This window comes from Companilactobacillus zhongbaensis, assembly GCF_003946515.1.
In the GTDB taxonomy this organism is placed as follows: domain Bacteria; phylum Bacillota; class Bacilli; order Lactobacillales; family Lactobacillaceae; genus Companilactobacillus; species Companilactobacillus zhongbaensis.
Genome location: NZ_RHOM01000001.1, coordinates 1 through 21,097, shown reverse-complemented (window position 1 = coordinate 21,097; position 21,097 = coordinate 1). Strand labels below are relative to the sequence as shown.

At 39.8% G+C, this 21,097-nt stretch carries 20 protein-coding genes; 5 read left to right on the top strand and 15 right to left on the bottom strand.

The features are described 5' to 3' along the window. The first annotated feature begins 596 nt into the window (after positions 1–596). A complete protein-coding gene (locus EKM69_RS00100) occupies positions 597–1,457 on the top strand; it encodes an SIR2 family NAD-dependent protein deacylase (protein ID WP_125706884.1) in 861 nt (286 codons plus the stop codon). Continuing rightward, the gene (locus EKM69_RS00095; protein WP_125706882.1) at positions 1,450–2,775 is read left to right on the top strand and encodes a cupin domain-containing protein; all 1,326 of its coding nucleotides are present in this window, start codon (positions 1,450–1,452) and stop codon (positions 2,773–2,775) included. Before EKM69_RS00100 ends, EKM69_RS00095 begins: the two co-directional genes overlap by 8 nt. Positions 2,776–2,893: 118 nt before the next feature. Here the strand turns inward: EKM69_RS00095 and EKM69_RS00090 are convergent, their stop codons facing one another. Further along, positions 2,894–3,427 (bottom strand): SLAP domain-containing protein, encoded by a 534-nt coding sequence (locus tag EKM69_RS00090; RefSeq protein WP_125706880.1) that lies wholly within the window; start codon positions 3,425–3,427, stop codon positions 2,894–2,896. Between the two features lie 169 nt (positions 3,428–3,596). On the opposite strand from EKM69_RS00090, the gene mscL reads away from it, so the two are divergent. After that, positions 3,597–3,995 carry a large conductance mechanosensitive channel protein MscL gene (mscL, locus tag EKM69_RS00085; RefSeq protein WP_125706878.1) on the top strand — a complete coding sequence of 133 codons (399 nt, stop codon included), beginning with the start codon at positions 3,597–3,599 and terminating at the stop codon, positions 3,993–3,995. Between the two features lie 308 nt (positions 3,996–4,303). Here mscL and EKM69_RS00080 read toward each other — a convergent pair whose 3' ends face one another. The 11 genes from EKM69_RS00080 to EKM69_RS00030 form a co-directional block, all read right to left on the bottom strand. Continuing rightward, the gene (locus EKM69_RS00080) at positions 4,304–4,705 is read right to left on the bottom strand and encodes a hypothetical protein (RefSeq protein ID WP_125706876.1); all 402 of its coding nucleotides are present in this window, start codon (positions 4,703–4,705) and stop codon (positions 4,304–4,306) included. A 700-nt stretch (positions 4,706–5,405) separates the two neighbouring features. Beyond that, positions 5,406–6,389, bottom strand: coding sequence for a ribose-phosphate diphosphokinase (locus EKM69_RS00075; protein ID WP_125706874.1), 984 nt, complete (start codon positions 6,387–6,389; stop codon positions 5,406–5,408). 14 nt (positions 6,390–6,403) lie between these two features. Then, positions 6,404–7,792 (bottom strand): bifunctional UDP-N-acetylglucosamine diphosphorylase/glucosamine-1-phosphate N-acetyltransferase GlmU, encoded by a 1,389-nt coding sequence (gene glmU, locus EKM69_RS00070; protein ID WP_125706872.1) that lies wholly within the window; start codon positions 7,790–7,792, stop codon positions 6,404–6,406. A 72-nt stretch (positions 7,793–7,864) separates the two neighbouring features. Continuing rightward, complete coding sequence (purR, locus tag EKM69_RS00065; RefSeq protein WP_125706870.1) at positions 7,865–8,707, bottom strand: pur operon repressor; 843 nt, start codon at positions 8,705–8,707, stop codon at positions 7,865–7,867. A gap of 1,053 nt (positions 8,708–9,760) precedes the next feature. After that, complete coding sequence (locus tag EKM69_RS00060) at positions 9,761–10,036, bottom strand: Veg family protein (protein ID WP_125706868.1); 276 nt, start codon at positions 10,034–10,036, stop codon at positions 9,761–9,763. 81 nt (positions 10,037–10,117) lie between these two features. Continuing rightward, a complete protein-coding gene (gene rsmA, locus EKM69_RS00055; RefSeq protein ID WP_125706867.1) occupies positions 10,118–11,008 on the bottom strand; it encodes a 16S rRNA (adenine(1518)-N(6)/adenine(1519)-N(6))-dimethyltransferase RsmA in 891 nt (296 codons plus the stop codon). Then, a complete protein-coding gene (gene rnmV / locus EKM69_RS00050) occupies positions 10,995–11,570 on the bottom strand; it encodes a ribonuclease M5 (RefSeq protein ID WP_125706865.1) in 576 nt (191 codons plus the stop codon). Before rnmV ends, rsmA begins: the two co-directional genes overlap by 14 nt. 1 nt (position 11,571) lies before the next feature. Beyond that, a complete protein-coding gene (locus EKM69_RS00045) occupies positions 11,572–12,336 on the bottom strand; it encodes a TatD family hydrolase (RefSeq protein WP_125706863.1) in 765 nt (254 codons plus the stop codon). Continuing rightward, positions 12,336–14,357: a methionine--tRNA ligase gene (gene metG / locus EKM69_RS00040; protein WP_125706861.1), complete on the bottom strand. Its 2,022-nt coding sequence runs from the start codon at positions 14,355–14,357 to the stop codon at positions 12,336–12,338. Before metG ends, EKM69_RS00045 begins: the two co-directional genes overlap by 1 nt. Positions 14,358–14,415: 58 nt before the next feature. Further along, on the bottom strand, positions 14,416–15,117 hold the full coding sequence (locus EKM69_RS00035; protein WP_164505804.1) for an NAD-dependent protein deacylase: 702 nt from the start codon (positions 15,115–15,117) through the stop codon (positions 14,416–14,418). Positions 15,118–15,141: 24 nt separating this feature from the next. After that, positions 15,142–16,098 (bottom strand): hypothetical protein, encoded by a 957-nt coding sequence (locus tag EKM69_RS00030; protein WP_125706857.1) that lies wholly within the window; start codon positions 16,096–16,098, stop codon positions 15,142–15,144. A gap of 38 nt (positions 16,099–16,136) precedes the next feature. Between EKM69_RS00030 and EKM69_RS00025 the strand changes: the two genes are divergently transcribed. Beyond that, positions 16,137–16,646: a YbhB/YbcL family Raf kinase inhibitor-like protein gene (locus tag EKM69_RS00025; protein ID WP_125706855.1), complete on the top strand. Its 510-nt coding sequence runs from the start codon at positions 16,137–16,139 to the stop codon at positions 16,644–16,646. On the opposite strand, the gene EKM69_RS00020 is transcribed toward EKM69_RS00025, so the two are convergent. From EKM69_RS00020 to EKM69_RS00010, 3 genes are all read right to left on the bottom strand, one after another. Then, positions 16,643–17,563, bottom strand: coding sequence for a Ppx/GppA phosphatase family protein (locus EKM69_RS00020; RefSeq protein ID WP_125706853.1), 921 nt, complete (start codon positions 17,561–17,563; stop codon positions 16,643–16,645). The two genes, EKM69_RS00025 and EKM69_RS00020, sit on opposite strands and share 4 nt — an antisense overlap. Positions 17,564–17,634: 71 nt before the next feature. Continuing rightward, complete coding sequence (locus EKM69_RS00015) at positions 17,635–18,408, bottom strand: ABC transporter permease (RefSeq protein WP_125706851.1); 774 nt, start codon at positions 18,406–18,408, stop codon at positions 17,635–17,637. Beyond that, positions 18,401–19,048, bottom strand: a complete 648-nt coding sequence (locus EKM69_RS00010; protein ID WP_125706849.1) for an ABC transporter ATP-binding protein — start codon at positions 19,046–19,048, stop codon at positions 18,401–18,403. Before EKM69_RS00010 ends, EKM69_RS00015 begins: the two co-directional genes overlap by 8 nt. Positions 19,049–19,600: 552 nt before the next feature. Between EKM69_RS00010 and EKM69_RS00005 the strand changes: the two genes are divergently transcribed. Continuing rightward, positions 19,601–20,434, top strand: coding sequence for a 2-keto-4-pentenoate hydratase (locus tag EKM69_RS00005; RefSeq protein WP_404825380.1), 834 nt, complete (start codon positions 19,601–19,603; stop codon positions 20,432–20,434). The last annotated feature ends 663 nt before the right edge of the window (positions 20,435–21,097 follow it).

Below are 21,097 nucleotides of genomic sequence, written 5' to 3'. Positions count from 1 at the left end.
CTTTTTTTGTTTTTGATGTTTGTGGGAGGTTCATTGCCGGTTCTGCGGAGGGTTCCGGGAATTGCGCCGTGGCTTCCTTAGTTGTTCGGCGGCGTAGCCACCACCAAGAACCAGTTGCGCAAGTGCGTTAGCACTTACGTTCCTTTATTTCACAGCTGACGGCGATTTTCCTCCACCCTCCGCAGAACCTAGGTTGGTAATAAACTCTTCTTTTGGTTTGGGGTACGGTACTTATTTTATTTCTACAAATTTGCCGCAGTTAGTTTTTTCGTCCCTATTCTTCTCCGTTCTTACGATTTTGATCTTCTTCCCTATCTTTTCGATTTTTTATTTTTCTTATCATCGGTTGCTATCCTTTTTTCTCTTTTTCTGGCTCTTCCCTTTGGCTTCGCCTTGGGAAATCGCATTGCTTTCCCTCGTTCTTAGTTTTAATTGGCTTACCTTGTTTGAGCACTTCCGGTTTTAAAAGCCCACTACAGTTTGTTAATTCTGTGCATTAACGTACAGTTTGTAATTTTTGTTCTTAAGTTGCTTTCTTTCTAAGATTAATATTCTTGTACTGATGTTAAGAATACTTTTTTAGAGGAGATTTTTTTATGAATAAATCTGAACAACTGGTGGAGCTTGTTGATGATGCTGATGCCATTCTTGTTGGTGGTGGTAGTGGTCTTTCTAATGCTGCTGGTATGGATTTTTGGTATGAGGCTAGTCCTCTTTTTTTGAAGCATATGAAATATTTTTATGATAAGTATCATTTTCAAGGTCTTTTTAATGGATTTTATAATCGCTTTGATTCTGAGGAGGAGCGTTGGGCTTTTATTTTGCTGGCTTGGGAGATGATTTTTGATACTCCGGCGCAAAAGCCTACTTATCGTTATTTGCGGACATTGGTTGGTAGTAAGCCTGCTCATTTTATTACTACTAATCAGGATGGTCTTTTTCAACAGTATTTTCCTGAAGAACAAGTTAGTGAAATTCAGGGTTCTCACTATTTTGCTCAAAGTCGAGATACTAGTGATGATAAAAAGCTTTATCCTACGCCCAAGATTGTTGCTGATTTATTGCCTAAGATTAAAGATCATCGCTTGCCAAAGGAATTTTTTCCTACTAGTGATGTCAATGGTTCTGAACTGGTGGTTTGGGCACGTAGTCCTGAATTTTTGGAAGATAAACGTTACAACGATGAATATCAAAAAATTAATCGCTTTTTAGGAAAGCATCAAGGCGAGAAGATTTTGTTTTTAGAGATGGGGGTCGGTCGGATGACTCCGATGTTTATTCAAGAGCCATTTTGGGAAATGACTCATTATTTGCCTGATTCATTTTACGTTAATATCAATCCTAAGGATGCTCTGACTGCTCCTGAAATTGAAGACCGTTCGCTTTTGATAAACGAAGATATTAACGAGGTATTAAAAGAAGCTGCAAGTATCGTGCAAGGAGGTCAGCATGACTAAATCAATTCAAATAGCTCAAAAATGGATTCAGGATGCGGACGCAATTTTGGTAACAGCTAGTAATGGCTTTTCCATTTCTGAAGGTTTAAATTTGTTCGCAAATGATCAAAAATTACGTGATGTTTTAGGAGATCTAACCGACAAATATCAAATCCCTAATCTACTAACTGCCTTCGGCTATGACTATCCTAACGACTTAGATAAATGGCGGGCATATGCTAGAGTTGCTGAGTATTATTCTCATGACTACCAACCTGGCAAACTGATGGACTATTTAGCAAAAATTATTGATGATAAGCCTTATTACATTTGGACGTCCAACACAGATCATCATTTTGCACTAAGCAATTTTAAAAATGTTTTTGAAATCGAAGGTAACTGGCTAAACGGCATTTGTAGTGCGCATCCTAAAGAACATGGGGTCGTTGATCTGACCGACCAACTTCACGACATCTATTTAAAAGATCAACAAGGCACTTTGACTGCTGACGATCTTCCTAAATGTGATGAATGTGGTGAGCCACTTGCACTCAATGTTGCCAGTGAGAATTTACAGATCGATCAAACACAACTCGAGGGTTTTTCTGATTTCGTACAAAAATATCAAGAAAAAAATCTTTTGATTCTTGAATTAGGAATCGGTCCTAACAACCAATTGATCAAAGGACCCAGCACTCAGTTGGTCGCTGCCACTAATAAGAGTCACTACATCACCATTAATAAAGGAGAAGTATCTATTCCTGAGATTATTGGTGAACGCTCGATTGGCTTTTCATCATCGATCGAAGATGCTTTTGAAGAATTGACTACTGGCAAAGATCTAGGTCTGAAAGTTACAGGACCGGTGAAGCCGCAGGCAGAATTGTCTCCCGATGAGCAAAAAGAGCAGCTTGAATTTTTAAAGCAGATCTTCCCTTCTTACATGATCGAACGCGGAGTCCGGCCTAGTGAATTATCAATTTATTTAACGATCGACCCTAAGCATATGTCACATTTGCATTTACTTAAGGAAGGCCAAGCTTGGATGTATTCCCTGGGAAACTCTGCCTTAGTCCACTGCTTTACTAGAGACGGCAAATACTACCAAGTCCAATTAGGCTTGGATAAATCTAAAAAGCAAGTGCACGGTTTCTATATTGAAGCAGGAACAGCTGTCGCCTTCGAAGATCTCAATGATAATGGTGCTGGCTTCTCACAATTGAGCGGTAGCATTCCTAGCAATTCTAGCGGTGAAATATTGCTGCCACAAAAGAGCGCGTTAATTGAAATGTTCCCTAGCCAGGCTGAGGTTATTAATCGACTAGCAGCCGACGCCTAACAATTTGTGACATCATCATAAAAACTGATCAAAATAAAAATGCCTTCTGAATTTACTTTTTAAGTGAAAATTCAGAAGGCATATTTATTTTTTAAAAAATTTCAATCAATTAAAGTTATTATTTACCAATATTAACGTCAGTGGCTTTTACCCATTGATCTGTTGATACTCTGTACATGATAACGCCGTTGACTGTCTTTCTTTGATCAGTTCTGTACGTTACGCCTGCTGGTAATGTACCGGCTACGTTTCCTGTTGAGTCGTAAAGACTTGCGTCGGCTCTAGCTGTTACCAAACTAGCTCCAATTGGGTTGATGAATGTTACATCGCTTGGTTTGACCCATTCGTCTGTTGATACTCGATAAAGAGTTGGTTGACCTTCACTCATTAACATTCTGTCAGCGATCCAATATGTTCCTGCTTGGAGTGAACGACTAGCTAGTTCACCTTTTGAATTGTAAAGTTTTGTTAATCCACTGGTTTGGACTTCTCCGTTGATTACTTGGTAGTCACCGTTATATTGTCCATCAGAATCGTATTGATTATTGACACTTATGTTATTGTCATCTGCAGTTGCGTGTACTGTTGTGGTTGTGAGTCCGCCTAGGGTTATGGCAACTGCTCCGGCAATGATTAAATTAGATAATTTCATTTTTTGCAACCCCTTAAATAAATATTTTGCTTACTATATATAAATATAACATTATTTAGATCTATTGAATCGTTTTCATCCAAATTAATCTGAAAACACTTTAAAAATTTTTTAAATGATAGTAAAGTAAATGATAATTAATTTTGCAAACAAAAAAAGGAGCATTCACATGTTTAACGAATTCCGTCAATTTATTTCCAGAGGAAGCGTAGTCGACCTAGCAGTAGGTGTTATCATAGGTGCCGCCTTCAACTCCCTAATAAGCGCTCTAACAACGTATATCCTAAACCCCTTAATCGGACTATTAATAGGTAAAATCGACCTCACAGACATGAAATTTACCGTATTTGGAGCAAATTTCCTAATAGGTGACTTCATAAACGCCATAATCAACTTCCTAATCATCATGTTCGTCGTATTCGTAGTAGTAAAAGCCATGAACAAAATGCGCCGAGACGGCTCAACCAGCAAATTCGACAACGTACAAGAAACCGACCCACAACTTGAATACCTACAACAAATACGTGATTTATTGAGATATCAATCACAGCAACAGAATAAAAGATAGAGAGCGGAGGGAGATGGTCAGCTGCTGAGGATTAACGCGTGTAGTCGCACAAGGTGCGGCGAAGCCGTGCCGCGACTACATGTGTTAACCGGAGGCCGCTATCTCCCGGAGCTCGTTTCCACTATAAAACGGGCAACGTTTGGTAACAATGAATAAGAGATTTAGTTACAAAACAAGAGAAGTTTGGCAACAAACCAAAAGAGATCTAACAACAAACAAATACCCCACAACCAACCTGATATCAAAAAAGATATCAGGTTTTTTAATCCAAAAAAAAGACACCACCAAAGGCAGCGTCCAACAAAAACCTATCCACGAATCTGAGCCCCAAGGAACCAATCCCCATTATTAAGCTCAAGTTGATCCATGTCATTATAATTAACCCATTCATTAGTAGAAACCCGATAATACTTATCGCCATCATAAACTCTATACTTGTCGGTATACCACCAAGAATAATTAGCGACCCCACGATTACTCAAGTGAATATTATTACCATCAAAAGACCACAAGAAAACAGTAGTCTCACCAGGCTCATAATTCAAAGCCATCAACTTACCTTCAGAAGGCATAGTAGTACCTTCAGGAAGATCCCAAATAGTAGTAGCCTCAGCAGATTGAGCAGAACCAACAGACAACAAAGGACCCACAGCAAAAGTCAAAGCAGCCACAGAAGCCAAAACGGCAGAAACACCCTTAGAAAATTTCATAAAAACATTCCCTCCTACAACAATTTATAATTATATTTATAAAATAAGTATATCATCAATCCCACAAAAATTAGGTTTGAAGATTCGTTAAATATTAATATATTTATAAAACCAAAAAGATCGAGGGAATCCTAAAAGCAGCACAAAAAGATATAGAAAATCAACAAAGCAATTAACCATTGATCAAATAATGATAAATGATAAACAAAATACAATCTCAACAATTCTCAACTACCGCGATTTTGAAGCGACGAAGGAGCATTCAAAGAGCAAGAAAAAAACAAAACAAAATACCAACCGATGAAATCCCAAATAAAAAATCAAACAGATATGAAAAACAAACCAAAATCGTAAGAACAAACCAAAAATAAGGAACTCCAACCAAATCGCAGCAATCAAGCAGAAATCAAATAAGTACCGTACCCCCACCCCAAAGTAGAGTTTTATCCAGGGAATTCGCCGTCAGCCGCGAAATTTTCGTTTGCACGGCATGGGCCGTGCTTACGAAAAGGTCAAGCTTTGAGATGTCCAAGGCGGTCTTCCTTGGATAGCTCAAAGTTGGCCCGCAGCGTTCCACGGCGCAATTCCCGGAACCCTCCGCAGAACCGGCAGTGAACCACACACCAAACTACACCACAATAAAAATCCCAAACAAAAAAAGCTTCAAGATCACAAAGACCTCAAAGCCAATCCTAAAACTCTACTTCTTATTACTTCTCTGGAAACGATTAGTAAACAACGGACTAACCGGTTCATTATTATGAATACGTTGAATAGCATCACCAATAAGAGGACCAACAGAAACTTGAACCATTCTGTCGATAACCTTCTCTTGTGGAAGATTGATTGAATCAGTAACGATCAACTTCTTGATTGGTGAGGCTTCGATTCTTTCAATAGCTGGGCCTGAAAGAATTGGGTGGGTACAACTTGCGTATACCTCAGTAGCACCGGCATCGATCAATGCTTGTGATGCTAATGTGATAGTACCAGCTGTATCGATCATATCATCGATGATGATGGCACGTTTGCCTTTTACGTTACCAATGATGTTCATAACTTCGGCTACGTTTGCACGTGGACGACGTTTATCAATGATTGCAATTGGCGATTTCAAAAATTCTGCTAATTTTCTAGCACGTGTAACACCACCGTGGTCTGGTGAGACTACAACGGCATCTTCTTCAAGATGGTTTGACAAGAAATAGTCAGCCAACAATGGAGCACCCATCAAGTGGTCAACAGGAATATCGAAAAATCCTTGGATTTGAGCAGCGTGCAAGTCAAGGGCTAGTACACGGTTTACTCCGGCACGTTGAAGCATATTAGCGACTAATTTAGCAGTAATAGGTTCACGTGATCTTGATTTACGATCTTGTCTTGCATAACCGTAGTAAGGAATAACTACACTGATGAAATGAGCTGAAGCACGTTTAAGTGCATCGACCATGATCAAAAGTTCCATCAAGTTATCGTTAACTGGTGCTGATGTTGATTGGATCAAGAAAACATCAGCTCCACGAATACTTTCTTCGATGTTGATTTGAATTTCACCATCACTAAAACGTGTAACGGATGATTTTCCTAAAGGAATCCCAACTTCTTTAGCAATTTTTTCTGCTAAAGGTTTGTTTGAATTTAATGCAAAAATTTTGAGCGGACGTTCATTATCTTTATATGCCATTAATCTCTCACCTTTTATTTCCATTCTTCACTTTTTGATAGTGGTAGTTTGTCCCAATAATCTTCTTTATTGGTTTGTCTAGAACGCGCAATCGCCATTGCGTGCTTAGGAATATCTTTGTTGACAGTTGAACCGGCAGCGATAAATGAATGATCTGCCATATCTACTGGAGCAATGATATTCGAATTTGAACCGATGAAGGAACGATCTCCAATGTTACTGTGGAATTTCTTAACGCCATCATAATTGACGAAGACTACTCCACAGCCAACATTGATATCTGTACCTAATGTGGCATCGCCAACGTATGACAAGTGGCCGATCTTCGTACGATCACCAATTGTAGCGTTTTTGACTTCACAGAAGTTACCGATATGAACTTCTTTACCGATATCAGCTTTAGGACGAAGATGTGAGTTCGGGCCGATGTTGCTGCCTTCACGCATGATCGCATTTTCGATAGTTGAGCTAATGACAGTTACTCCGTCTTTGATCGTAGCGTTATTTAATCTGGAGCCAAGTCCGATCAGGCAATCTGATCCGATCTTAGTATCACCAAATATCTTAACGTTAGGTTCGATTGTTGTATCGTTTCCGATCTCAACATCGACGTCGATATAAGTGTTCTCAGGATCAACGATTGTTACACCATCACGCATATGAGCTTCGTTAATGCGCTTTTGCATTAATTTCTCAGCTTGTGATAAAGCAACACGATCATTAACACCGATCGATTCACTCAAGTCACTCATTTGATAAGCAACGATCTTCTCACCTTGTGATTTCAAAATAGAAACTACATCAGGTAAGTAGTATTCACCTTGAGCGTTATCATTGTTAACGGAGTGCAAGTTTTCAAAGAGCATTTGGTTATCAAAGCAGTAAACACCAGTGTTTATTTCTTGAATAGCCTTTTCTTCTTCAGTTGCATCTTTTTGTTCAACGACTTTAGCCACGTTACCTCTTTGGTCACGGATGATTCTTCCATAACTGAAAGGATCGTCAGCGTGAGCTGTCAAAATAGTTACAGCAGCATTTTGTTCTTCGTGGTAGTCGAATATTTTTTGGAAAGTGTCTGCGGTAAGTAAAGGTGTATCACCACTAACTACTAGTGTCATACCTTCTTTACCACCAAGATCTTTCTCAGCTTGTAGTACAGCGTGACCTGTACCTAACTGTTCTTCTTGCAAGGCGTATTTTGTACGGTCGCCGAGTAAGTCTTTGACCTTTTCGGCACCATTTCCGATCACGGTCTCGATCAAGTCAGGTTTGACCTTTTCGACTTGGGTTACCACGTGATCGACCATAGCCTTACCCGCAACTGGTTGAAGTACTTTATAAAGTTTTGACTTCATTCTTGTACCCATACCAGCAGCTAGGATTATTACATAGCGATTAGACATTGGAAACTTCCTTTCAGTCAGACAAATATATATCTATAATAGCATTTTTAGAGGCCGAGCCTCAATCTACTTTTATTCGAAATAACTGAAATCAGTCTTATCTAAATAATCTCCGTTAATTATGTTAATAATCTTGTTTTCTTGATCGATATCTTTGACCTTAAAAATTGACGTAACATCAGAGTCACGAACCTCTGGATCGATCAAAGCATTTTCTGCAAAGACTGTGACACCAACAAAAATAGCGTTGAACTCATTGATCAAGCTGCGCATACCATTAATAGTACCGCCACCCTTCATGAAGTCATCGACTACTAATACTCGTGAGCCTTCAGCTAATGAACGCTTAGAAAGTTCCATTTTTTCGATCCGGTCAGATGACCCCGAAGCATAATTGACACTAATGGTTGAACCTTCAGTGATCTTCGAATCACGACGGACGATCACAAATGGAATATTTAAAAAGCTAGCTACACTCTGGGCGATCGGAATCCCCTTGGTTGCAACGGTCATAACGACGTCGATCGAGCTTTGCGAATATTGTGTGGCAATCATGCGACCAATTGTTCTCAATAAACTTGGTTCTGCTAATAAGTCCGTTAAATAAACATAGCCACCAGGTAAGATCCGATCAGGCTCTGTTAGACGTTGTTTGACGTTATCAATGAATTCAACAGCTTCTTTTTTAGAAATACCAGGAGTAAAAATCACTCCTCCACCTGCACCAGGCAATGTCTCAAGTACACCTGTTCCGCGGATCATAAAGGTCCGACGTAAGATGCCTAAGTCTTCTGAGATCGATGACTTAGCCGATTCATAGCGGTCGGCAAAAAATGCTAGCGAGATCAAAGTGTGGGGTCTCTCCAACAAATAACGCGTCATGTCTATTAATCGTTCACTTCTTCGTGTTTTCATAGTTCATTCTCCTAAAAAACAATTCATGCATAAAATTATAAAGTATTTTTCCCAACAATTCACTCATTTTCCGCTTTTTCATTAAGGATTACAACCTTTTTTTGTGGCGTTCGATAGTTTTTATTCGGGTTTTGGGTTTTTTAGAGGTTTTTTTTAGGTGTGTGATAGGAGTTGGGCGGATTTTGCTTGGGATTTTTTGTGGAGGTTCATTGCCGGTTCTGGGGGGTTCCAGGAATTGCGCTGTGGAACGCCATGGACGCCACTTTGAACCAATCGGGAAGACCACCCGCTTGTTTCAAAGCTGGGTCTTTCACTAAGCGGTAAACCGCTAAGTGAAATTTCATGGCTGACAGCGAATTCCTTCCACCCCCCAGAACCTAAGGTTGTATAAAACTCTCTCTCTTGTGATTTGACAGGCCTACCTTCGTTTTTTTGTTGATACAATTTCTTCTTCTCTCCCTATCTTGTCCATCTTTTTTGGTGAAACTCTTAATTTCTATCGAGTACTATTTTACTGATTGATCTGCCTGTTTTGTTCGTAACAACTGGCGGTTAAGGCCATTTGAATAAGTTCCTTGAAGACCATCGCTTCGCTTGTGAAGTGCTTGAGGGAAAGATATACCAACCGATGAGGTGCTCAACAAAACTCAACAAGATAAACAAAACAAAACTGAATCGTAGGACTGACACAAAGCTAGGGAAATCCAACCAAATCGCTGCAATTTTGTAGAAAATAAATAAGTACCGTATCCCCACCCCCAACCAGATTTTGGTTTAATTTAGGTTCTGCGGGAGGGTGGAGGAAAATCACCGTCAGCCATGAAATTTCACTTGGCAATTTATTGCCTAGTGAAAGGCCCAGCTGTGAGATGTCCGGGCGAACTCCCCGGATAGCTCAGAGTGGTGCCCATGGCGTTCCACGGCGAGTTTTCCGGAACCCTCCCGCAGAACCGGCAGTGAACCTCCACCAAAACTACATCCACTATAAAACCCAAAACCAAAACCAAACAAAAAAACCACATCAATGATGTGGTTTTTTACTAAGAAGCATGATTACTCTGCGTCTGCTTCTTCCTCGTTTGCCTCTTCGACTTCACTGTCGAATGTGATGTCGATCGATTTTGTTAGTAGGTCAGCATAGCTGTATGATACTCTTTCGAAAGAGTTTTCATTTTGGTCTAGGTTGACTACGAATACTGAGTGGAATGTTTCTGATAACGTTCCTCGACGACGAATTACTTTCTTACGTCCCGCTTGTGCAACTACCGTCAAGTTTTCACCTAGATGTTGATCCAAGTTTGACTTGATTGTTTGTAATGACGTTGGCATATAATAATCACTCCTTAGGCACAAAATTATATCACGTTTGTTTCTTTTTTTCAAGAATGTTACAAAAATGTAAACGTTATTTTATTTTTTAAAAGTTTCTTGTAATTGTGTGGCCATTTTTTTGAATTGAGCGATCGATACTTGTTCTGCTCGGACGTTTTCTTCTAGTCCGCAATCAGCAAATACTTGTTTTAGTTTAGCACGATTTTCGTCGGTACGTCCTTGCCAATTTAATAAGTTGTTCATCAAGCTCTTGCGCTTTTGGGCGAAAGATGAACAAATTAGTTTGTTGAAGTATTTTAAGTCGGTTATGCCTTCGTTTGCTTGATCTAGTCTTTCTAAGACTACTACGGCTGAGTCTACTTTTGGTCTTGGGATGAAGGAATTTTTTCCTACTATTCTGTCGATCCTAGTGGCCATTCTCGTTTGAACTCCAATAGTTAGTGAGCCGTATTCTCTGTGGCCTGGGTTAGCCGTTATTCTTTGTGCTACTTCCTTTTGCATCATTAAGACTAACGACTTGAACGGATAGTCACTGTTGATCAAGTTTAGCATGATCGGTGTGGTGATGTAGTATGGCAAGTTGGCTACTACCTTGATGGTCTTGCCTTCTAAGCCATGGTCTTTGACGAATTGGTCTAAGTCGACGTCTAAGATGTCTTGGTTGATGACGTCGATGTTGTCGTAATAGCTGAGTGTGTCTGCTAAAACTGGCATTAAACTGTCGTCGATCTCAAAGGCGTAGACATGTTCTGCTACTTGCGCTAATTTCTCTGTCAGTGCTCCAATACCAGGTCCGATCTCGATGGCGATTTCATCTGGCTGCAATTGGCTCGCATCGACGATATCGTCTAAGACCTTTTCACTAGTTAAAAAGTTTTGACCCAAGCTCTTCTTAGCACGTAGCTTATATTTGCGCATGATGTCATTCGTGCGGATCGGATCAGAGATGCTTAATCTATTTTGTGTCATGGGATTTTCCTTTATCAAAATTATTTACAACTTGACGTAATACTAAGGGATCAATTTGAAACATATTCAAACGGTTCAAAAATTGTTTTGCATTAGTATAGCCTATTTTCAACTGTTGGCCGACGTACTCTCGACGGATCTTTGAGTCGACGTCGCCGATCAATTTCAAATCGACCATGTCGCCTTGGTCATACTTTTGAAAGTTGATGTCGTTCATTGAATATACTGACTCGAGTGCTTTTTTAATGTCAGCATCACTGGCGTGTTCGATTCCTAAGCTGCCGTCGCTTTTCTTCGGAACTGCTTGAGCCCTAGGTAAAAAAGCTTGTTTGGCGTTTGGGACGACTTGTTGGATGATGGTCCGAAGTCTGTTGCCATTGAAATCTGGGTCAGTAAAAATAATGACTCCGCGTTTTTCTTGAGCCACTTTGATACGATCTTTCGTCTCTTCACTCAACGCCGAGCCATTAGTTTCAATCGTATCGACATCCCCTAGACAGTCGCGTAAACGGCTCGTGTCTGATTTTCCTTCGACTACGATTATTTCTTGTATTTTCTTCATATTAATTTAGTTTGTACACTTTTCTCGCGTTATTAAAAGTATGTTCCGCAACTTCATCTGGCGAGATGTCTTTGAGCTTAGCAATCGCATCAACGACATATCTCGTGTAGGCTGGTTGGTTTTGATGTCCACGATAAGGTTCTGGTGTTAAATATGGCGCATCAGTTTCAACGAGCAGGCGATCGAGTGGTGTATTGATCGCCGATTCATGAACTTCCGGAGCATTTTTAAATGATACTACTCCACTATAAGAAATTTGCAAACCTAAGTCTAAAAATTTGTTCAACCAGTTAATGTCGCCATTGAAACTGTGCATGATGATGCCACTCTTGGACATGTCGTGGTCTTTTAAGATCTGATACATGTCGTCAAAGGCATCACGACAGTGGATCGATACTGGCATGTCGTATTGTTGAGCAACATCCAACTGCTTGATCAAGGTAGCTTTTTGAATCTCTGGAGCTGGATCTTCTTCCCAGTGATAGTCTAAGCCGATCTCGCCAATAGCTACTACTTCGGGCAATTTGATCTGATTGACTAATTGCTCTTCGTTGTACTCTTTGGCAAATTCTGGATGCCAACCGACTACGGCATGCAGTGGTTCAAAGTTTTGAGCTAGACGGATCGCTTCGATGTTGAATTCTTCGTTGGAACCAATGATGGCCATTTCGTCAACGTCGAGTTCTTTAGCGTTAGCAATGTACTCTTTCGTCTGACCTTGGAAAGCTTCATCGTTTAAATGTGTGTGTGAATCAAAAATTTTCATTATCCTAAGATAGCTCCATTTTTGTGTGAATTGTCAACGATAGCTAATTTAACTTCGTCGCCTTTTTCAGTTGATAGCAGCATTCCGTTACTCCATTCGCCGACCATCTTCCGAGGCTTCAAGTTAACGACTGCCAAGATCTTCTTACCGATCAATTCTTTATAGTCAGGATAGTATTTGTGCATCCCTGAAAGGATCTGACGGTCAATTCCAGTACCATCGTCAAGTTTGAATTGGAGTAACTTGTCTGAGTTTTCAACTGGCTTAACATCCAAGACTTCGGTCACGACCATTTTTACTTTAGCAAAGTCGTCGAATTCAATTTCTTTAGGGAAACCGTCATCGTTGTCTTTTTGTTCTTGAGCCTTTGCTTGAGCTGACTTACTCAACTTACCGTTACCATTTTTAGCTTGTTCTTCAGCCATCTTACCCTTGATGTAAGCTACTTCTTCATCAGCATCAAGACGTGGGAAGATTGGCTTAGGATCACTAGTTACAGTAGTTCCAACAGAAGTTTCGCCAAATTCTAATACGGTATCCTTGTCATAATCTAAACCTAATTGAGCAAAAATCTTCTTAGGTGATTGTGTCATGACTGGGCTGATCATCAAGGCAATCAAACGAAGTGATTCTACTAAGTGACCTAAGACTGCAGCTAATTCTTGTTTAGCTTCAGGATCTTTGGCTAATAACCAAGGTTTTGTTTCATCGATGTACTTGTTGGCACGGCTGATGAAAGCCCAAACACTAGCTAAAGCTTCAGGAAATTCAAATTTGTCCATGTGTTGACGATATTCTTTAATAGCGTCTTTTGATGCATCGATCAACGATTGATCAAAGTCAGTTACGTTTTCAACTGTCGTTACTTTACCGTCTTCGTATTTATTGACCATGGAAATAGTTCTATTCAACAAGTTTCCGAGGTCGTTGGCTAAGTCGTAATTGATCTTGTCAACATAGTCTTCAGGAGTGAAGACACCATCGTTACCAAATGGCATGGCGCGCATTAAGTAATAACGTAGTGAATCTAGTCCGTAACGTTCAACTAACATTTCTGGATAAACAACGTTACCTTTTGACTTAGACATCTTACCGTCTTTCATCAACAACCAACCGTGGCCGAAGACTTGTTTAGGAAGGTCGATACCTAAGGCCATCAAAATGATTGGCCAATAAATCGTATGGAATCTAACGATCTCCTTACCAACGAATTGGACATTAGCAGGCCAGTAACGTTTGAACAATGAATCATCATCTGTACCATAGCCGAGTGCAGTAATATAGTTCAACAAAGCATCGACCCAAACGTAAACGACGTGTTTAGGATCATCAGGAATTGGCACACCCCAGTTGAAGGAAGTTCTCGACATAGCCAAGTCTTCCAAGCCTGGTTTGATGAAGTTATTGATCATTTCGTTCTTACGGATCTCAGGTTCGATAAATGTCGGATTGTCTTCATAATATTTCAACAATCTGTCAGCATATTTACCCATTCTGAAAAAGTATGAAGGTTCTTTAACTAATTGAACTTCGTGACCTGATGGAGCTTTACCACCGATAACCTTGCCGTCTTTATCACGATATACTTCTGCCAATTGTGATTCTGTAAAGTACTCTTCATCGTCGACTGAATACCAACCAGTGTACTCACCTAAATAAACGTCGCCTTGTTTGATCAGACGTTCAACGATGTTTTGAACAGCTTTAACATGGTAATCGTCAGTTGTTCTGATGAATTTGTCATTTGAGATCTCGAGTAATTTCCAAAGATCCTTGATCTTAGCTGCCATCATGTCCACGTATTCTTGTGGTTGCATGTGGTTAGCTTCGGCTTTTTCTTCGATCTTTAGACCGTGTTCGTCAGTACCTGTTAAGAAGAATACGTCGTATCCTTCGGCACGTTTGTATCTTGCCAAAGTATCAGCAGCAATTGTTGTATATGAGTTACCAATCGTTAATTTACCGGATGGGTAATAAATTGGCGTAGTGATGTAAAACGTTTGTTTGTCTCCAGTAGTCATGTAGAGAGCCTCCACTTAATCAAATTGATTTCAATTATATCATTTTTAAAGCTATTTATTATAGTTGGTCGAAAACATTTGCGGCATCATCAGTGATTGCTAAAACGGAAGAATCTAAACCGAGATTTTCCTTATTAATAGCGACTAATTTAGCACTAGGACTTCTGTATTCAAGTAGTCCTGCAAATGGATAGACCTTAAAACTAGTTCCGACAACGACGATCAAGTCTGCCTCAGAAACTGCCATGATAGCATTTTGTAAGTTATTAGGATCGATACCCTCGCCGTAAAGTACTGTTGTACCAGGACGAATGATCCCATCGTCTTCGTGATGACGATAATCTTTAATGTATCGTTTGTAATCAAACTCCTTGCCACACTTCAAGCAGTGAATATTGTCATATAAATTGCCGTGGAACTCAACCACATGTTTAGCTCCGGCTTTAGTGTGCAATTTATCAACATTTTGCGTCACAATAACGCCTTTTTTATTACTGATCTCTGCCATCTTCTTGTGGATGACGTTAGGTTCAGCCTCTGGGAAGTACATGTTTTCAACGACAAACTCATGAAAAATATCTGGGTGCTTGATCAAATTGTCGTGGCTCAACATGTATTCTGGAGGAAAATCGTACTTTTCTTTCTTATATAAACCATTCTTCGAACGATAATCCGGAATACCTGATGGTGTCGAAACACCTGCCCCTGTCAAAAAGGCGATATGGTGTGCCTTGTCAATTAGTTCCTTTAATTCTTCAATCTTCTCTGTCATGAAATCCATCCCCTATCTAATTACATAATCGATATTGTTGGCTTCAAAGGTCTCTTCCACTGATTGTCGGTAAAACTCTTTATAAAACTCAGGGTTGACCTTGTTGACGTCAAATCCTAATGCAGCAACGCTTTGTCCATCATTAATAGCGAGCAATGGAAAAGCATCTTCGCGAGTGTCACGCATCTTAAATACTGAATGCTTGATCTGATAAACTTGGTTCAAGCTCAGACGTAACTGGTGTTTCGAAACGACTGGTGTGATCGATAAATATTCGTGGTAGTTCATGCTTTCATAGCCATTAGAAATGATCAGATCATTGTAAGCATCCAAAATATTAACCAGTGCTCGTCTAAATTCAAATGGCACTGTTAAATCATTTTTATCAGCAATATTAACGGCTTTATCCACGAACTTGAAAGCATCAGTATAGTTACGCTTCCATTCGGCATCGCCCCGTTTTTTGCCAAAAATAACGGCATCAAACAAAATCAAGGCACGGAAAAAAGTCATATTAGCAGCATCGATCTGAACATTAGGATTCAACGTCTTTTCGATCCCCGCTAAGTATGCTTCTTTAGTTTCAGCATCAAAACTGCCATCGTCCAATTGCTTCTCAATGATCAATGAATGTTCCAACGTCTCAAAGATTGAGTTAGCCGTCGAAAGGATCCGACCGTCAACATCATTTTGACCGCTAGTAACGGCAGTATAGATCTTTGGTTGATCTGATAATTCTAATTGAATGTGGTAGAGTTCGTGCAATAACACGAAACTAGCAAACTTTTCATTGGTGATCTCTACTTTGATCGTCGTGTCATCAGTCGTATGACTAGCTTGATCCAAAGTTAAAATACTTTGATCTTCAAAGTCACTGTATACTTCGACTTTTTTGTTACTAGTTTGCTCTATTTGTTTAATTTGTTTTACAATATTGTCAGATAAATCATCAATATTTATTCGTTCCATTTTATTACCTCTCAAATCTATTTACAAAGGAGATCCCTATGAAAATTAACGTATCACTTACCAATGGATCATTGCCTGACAAGTATGGTAAATACGCCACAGGTGATCAAATTAAAAACGGGAAACCAATAATTAGTTTCCCTGTTGAATTTTCAGAAATTCCTGACGGTACTAAGTCGTTAGCTTTTACCTTTACTGATCCCGATTCGATCCCTGTTTGTGGTTTCGAATGGATCCACTGGACAGCAGCTAACATTCCCGTTTCACAATTAAGTCTACCAGAAAACTTCAGTCGTGTAGACACAGGTGCTGTCGTTCAAGGAAAAAACAGTTCTGCTAGTCCCTTGCTTGACAACAACGATCCCGACTTGATGGTCGGATATAATGGTCCTTACCCACCTGATAAAACGCACGACTATGTCATCAAAGCTTACGCTTTGGACACAGTCCTCGACATTCAGGAAGGCTTTTGGATGAATGAACTGCTCCATAAAATGAGCGGTCACATCTTAGATCAAGCTAAGATGATCATCCCAAGCCGGGCCTAATCCTTATTTCTGGCTGCTTTATAAAAGTAATTAAAGACATAACCTTCTCTAACACCGAAATTCGAAAAACGGATTTCTTTAGAGGGGGTTTTTTTGATGATTTCTGACAAGATCAAGATACCACCGAGAATGACTTCATATCGGCCATCACTGAGCTCTCTGATCTGACTTCTTTCTTCGTTATTAACGTGTAAAAGGCGTTCGAATAATTGATCGACTTGTTCACAAGAGATCACTGAGTTGTGGAGCGTCTTCTTCCGTTTTCCTTCGCGATTCAAAATACTTGCTAAAGCTCTCATCGTGCCACCGAGCCCAACAAAAGTAGCCGGTGTCTTCATCCAGGTCAAACTATCTAGATGCTCGTTGATTGCCTTACGCGCTTTGGCGATCTCACTTTCTTTAATGGGATCACTCGTTAAATAAACATCCGAGATCGAAATGGCTCCGATCGGGATACTGAGTCCTTGCTTTAAACGTCCCTTCTTTGCGAGACTGATTTCACTACTACCGCCACCAACGTCGACAATTAAAGCATCTTTGATGCGCATGGTGTTGCGGACCGCCACGTAATCGTAGTATGCTTCTTCTTTTTCATCGATGACCTCAAGTCTGAGGCCCGTTTCTTTCAAGACTGCAAAGATCAATTGTGATTGATTCTTGGCTAGTCGAACAGCTGCAGTAGCAATCAAACTAATTCGATCTACTTCAAATTTTTCAATTCTATTTTGAAATTCTTTTAGAACATCAATTGTTTCTTCTATTTGTTCATTTGTCAAAAGTCGACTTTGAGCGATCGATTTACCTAATCTGACGGGTTCACGCCAACGGTCAAGTGTTTTGAATCGATTCTTTTTTGAAGAGCGATAAACTGATGTTCTAATGGAGTTAGATCCAATTTCAATGACTGCTAACTTCACATTACATCACATCCTATTAAGGACAATTATATAAAAAAAACAGCCCACATAGTAGGCTATTTTTCGTAATCTTATGAAAATAGTTCATCATTAAGTTGTTTTTGCTCATTGTAAAACTGCTTGTAAGCTAGATAGCAAGCGATAATCGAGCCCAAACTAGTACTTCCTAAAAGCATAAAACAAATCATAATTTGGTATTTAATTGCTTTAACTGGATCGACCCCAGCAAAAATCAAACCTGACATCATACCAGGCAGACTAACTAGCCCCATCGTCTTGATTGAATCGACTGTTGGTTGAACACCGCTCTTGATACTTTCACGCAAAATGTCAGAGGAAGCCATCTTAATATCAGCTCCCAAAGCCAATTTTTCTAAAACTTGTTGATGACGGTCGGCAAAAGTTGTTTTCATATTGCGGTAACACAAACCAATGGCGACCATGATATTACTTGCGACCATTCCGGTAAATGGCACGATTTGTGCTGGAATAAACTTGATCGAACCAGTCACTACTAAAATAGTCACGGTCAAAACTGTATCGATAGCAATGGCAAAAAGTGAGATCGGAATGGCCTTCGGAATCCCTTGACCACGTTTACCAGCATTCCAACCGGCATTAATGACGATAATGGCAAAACAAGCTAAAGTCAGCCAGATGTCATCAGCCTTAATAACAAATTTTAAGATGTACCCTACAATCGACAATTGAATGATTGCCCGGATGACACCGATAATAATATCTTTATTGAAATGTAATTTTTCCTTATAGCCGACACCTAAGGCAATCAATACTAAGACAAATCCTAAGGCTAAAGTCGTATTCGAAACTGTTAAATCAGACATCTTTGATCTCCCCACTTTCAATCGTAACTTTGTGACTTGCTGCAGCAATTTCTGATTCATCGTGTGTGACTCGTAAAACCGTAACGCCACGTTTCTCGTTAAAACGGTCGATCAAATCGTGCACGATAACTTTGTTGTCAGTATCTAACCCCGTTGTGACCTCGTCAGTGATCAATACTTCTGGTGGAAAAATCAAATTACGCAACAAAGCGATCCGCTGCTTTTCACCACCGGATACGTCATTAACGCTCTTATCGATATATGACTCATTTAAGTTGACCATCTCTAAATAACTAGTCACTAATTTTTGGTCAAACTCCTTATCGCGGACTAAAAAGGGAAATTCCAAATTGTCCTTGACTGTCTTACCAAACAAAGTTGGCTGTTGAAACGCATAAGAAACTTTTTGCCGATAAAGCGTCGGTTCATAGTCACTCAAATGCTTACCATTGAACAACACTTCCCCAGAAGTAGCATTGATCATCGAAGCAATAATGCGCATCAAGGTGCTCTTACCAGATCCTGATGGACCTTGAAAAGTTAAATAAGTTCCTCGAGGAATATCCAAGTTAATATCTTTTAAAATATCTTGACCTTCTACCGAATAATTTAAATGCTTAATTTCCAACACATTATCCAATATGTCACCCCATTACAAAAAATTTATATTAACAAAATTCTAGCTTTTTTTACTACTAATAGCCAGAAAATAACTCATGACATTAGATTAGATTTTCTAATATTTTTTTAATTTAATCCTTGACAACATTCCAAAATAGGACTAAATTACAAGCAATCATTAATTTAATAAAAAACGTTCAGCAGGAAACGAGTTGGTCGAACTGTTTCAGAAAGTTGCCGGTCGATGCGAGGCAATAACAAGACACCGAACTCAATCCCCTGCCAGTTGCGATTCAAAAGAGTTGTCTCAAGTAGAAGTCGCTGGTTGCACCCATTACAGTGCCGACAAATTGCTTGCAGTTTGTTTAAGGTAGCATTAGCAATAATGCTATAAATAAAAGGTGGTAACACGCGAAAACGTCCTTTGATGACTCTATAGTCATCATTGGGCGTTTTTTTATTAAATTAAAAAATCAAAACAAAAAGAGGTGGTTCCCTATGGAAAGCAACATTAGTGGCATTAAAAACGACAGTCAGATTCAGATTAAAAATCTAAATAAAAATAAATTCTATGGAGGAATCACTCATGACACAAAATACAACCGTAAAGGAAAACCAAACAACACTAACAAATAACCAAAAGGCCTTCGCAAACGCCCTATCAACAGCCCTAAACAACCGCGAACCCTTAACGGAATCAGATTGGAGCAACAACGCAACCAACGAACAAGAAGCTTATAACGTCCAAGATGAATTCACGAGACTCAAACCAGGCGAAGTAGGCGGCTACAAAGTATCCCTAACTAGCAAAGAAACCCAAGACATGTTCGACTCAACAGAACCCCTATACGGAGCAGAAATGCGCGACCGTTTTTTAAAAGCTCCGGCTACAGTAAACCTAGACGACTTAATGGAGCCTTTGGTAGAAGTAGAAATGTGTTTTAGAGCAAAAGAAGACCTCTCACCAAACGACACATTAGAAGACCTAATGAACAAAACAACCGTAGCCCCAGCCCTAGAAGTACCCGATTCAAGATTCAAAGACTGGTTCCCTAGCTTATCCAAATACATGGTAATGTCAGACGGAGCAGTCAGTGGCCTAGTAGTCTACGGCGAAGAGTTCGACACCAACAAATTCCAAGACGTAAAGGCCCTAGAAAACGTCAGTGCCACCCTTTACCACAACGACGAAAATCTAAAATCAGGAAAATCATCCGAAGTACTCGGCAATCCATTGAAGTCCTTGCAATGGCTAGTCAATAAACTAGACGAACAAGGCAAACAACTACTAAAGGATCAAAGAGTATCGTCAGGAACATTCGTCCTACCACCATCACTAGAAAAAGGAACATGGCGTGCCAGCTTCGACAATGGACTAGGAAACGTCGACCTCAAAGTAAACTAATAAAACAACGAACCAAACCAACGTAACAAACTTTCAAATCTGTCATTAATATCAAACCTTCAAAAATTAAAAATACCAAAAATACTGTAAAAACAGTACAAAATTACATACCTTCAAAAATTAAAAACGACGCCCTGATCAAAAACGGAAAAATCAGGAGCGCCGTTTTTTAGTCCCGCCATAGCGAGTGTGGAGGAACGACACAAGAGCAAGAAATGAAATAAATAAAACAACAATAAATAAGAAACAGAATAAACCGACGACAAAGGCGAGGGTGCGAGAGAATCGAGCACGCAAGCCAAGAGCGAAAGTAAGAAATGAAGAAGAATTATTTGATCTTATCCAACAAGAAAAAAAGGAAAAGATTGCAATCCAAAGGTACGCCAGGAAACAAAATGAGCGGAGCTTTAGTCCCGCGAACCGAGAAGCAGCCAAGAGCTCAAAAAGAACAAATCTTGCGCATAAAAATAGGAAGGCACCTATTTCCCCACTAAACAAAGGGGGGATTGCCCTACCTAGGCGGAGGGGCCCGGGGATACAGCCCTCAGCCGATCGAGTAGGAGGTAGCTAGGCTACCGACCTCTCACACCACCGTACGTACGGGTCCGTATACGGCGGTTCATTAATTTAAGCATTCTGAATAAGCCAGAGCTTTCTGGACAG

Coding starts and splice junctions, on each gene's coding strand:
- EKM69_RS00100 (WP_125706884.1), top strand. CDS start 597: ATGAATAAATCTGAACAACTGGTGGAGCTTGTTGATGATGCTGATGCC.
- EKM69_RS00095 (WP_125706882.1), top strand. CDS start 1,450: ATGACTAAATCAATTCAAATAGCTCAAAAATGGATTCAGGATGCGGAC.
- EKM69_RS00090 (WP_125706880.1), bottom strand. CDS start 3,427: ATGAAATTATCTAATTTAATCATTGCCGGAGCAGTTGCCATAACCCTA.
- mscL (WP_125706878.1), top strand. CDS start 3,597: ATGTTTAACGAATTCCGTCAATTTATTTCCAGAGGAAGCGTAGTCGAC.
- EKM69_RS00080 (WP_125706876.1), bottom strand. CDS start 4,705: ATGAAATTTTCTAAGGGTGTTTCTGCCGTTTTGGCTTCTGTGGCTGCT.
- EKM69_RS00075 (WP_125706874.1), bottom strand. CDS start 6,389: ATGGCATATAAAGATAATGAACGTCCGCTCAAAATTTTTGCATTAAAT.
- glmU (WP_125706872.1), bottom strand. CDS start 7,792: ATGTCTAATCGCTATGTAATAATCCTAGCTGCTGGTATGGGTACAAGA.
- purR (WP_125706870.1), bottom strand. CDS start 8,707: ATGAAAACACGAAGAAGTGAACGATTAATAGACATGACGCGTTATTTG.
- EKM69_RS00060 (WP_125706868.1), bottom strand. CDS start 10,036: ATGCCAACGTCATTACAAACAATCAAGTCAAACTTGGATCAACATCTA.
- rsmA (WP_125706867.1), bottom strand. CDS start 11,008: ATGACACAAAATAGATTAAGCATCTCTGATCCGATCCGCACGAATGAC.
- rnmV (WP_125706865.1), bottom strand. CDS start 11,570: ATGAAGAAAATACAAGAAATAATCGTAGTCGAAGGAAAATCAGACACG.
- EKM69_RS00045 (WP_125706863.1), bottom strand. CDS start 12,336: ATGAAAATTTTTGATTCACACACACATTTAAACGATGAAGCTTTCCAA.
- metG (WP_125706861.1), bottom strand. CDS start 14,357: ATGACTACTGGAGACAAACAAACGTTTTACATCACTACGCCAATTTAT.
- EKM69_RS00030 (WP_125706857.1), bottom strand. CDS start 16,098: ATGGAACGAATAAATATTGATGATTTATCTGACAATATTGTAAAACAA.
- EKM69_RS00025 (WP_125706855.1), top strand. CDS start 16,137: ATGAAAATTAACGTATCACTTACCAATGGATCATTGCCTGACAAGTAT.
- EKM69_RS00015 (WP_125706851.1), bottom strand. CDS start 18,408: ATGTCTGATTTAACAGTTTCGAATACGACTTTAGCCTTAGGATTTGTC.
- EKM69_RS00005 (WP_404825380.1), top strand. CDS start 19,601: ATGGAGGAATCACTCATGACACAAAATACAACCGTAAAGGAAAACCAA.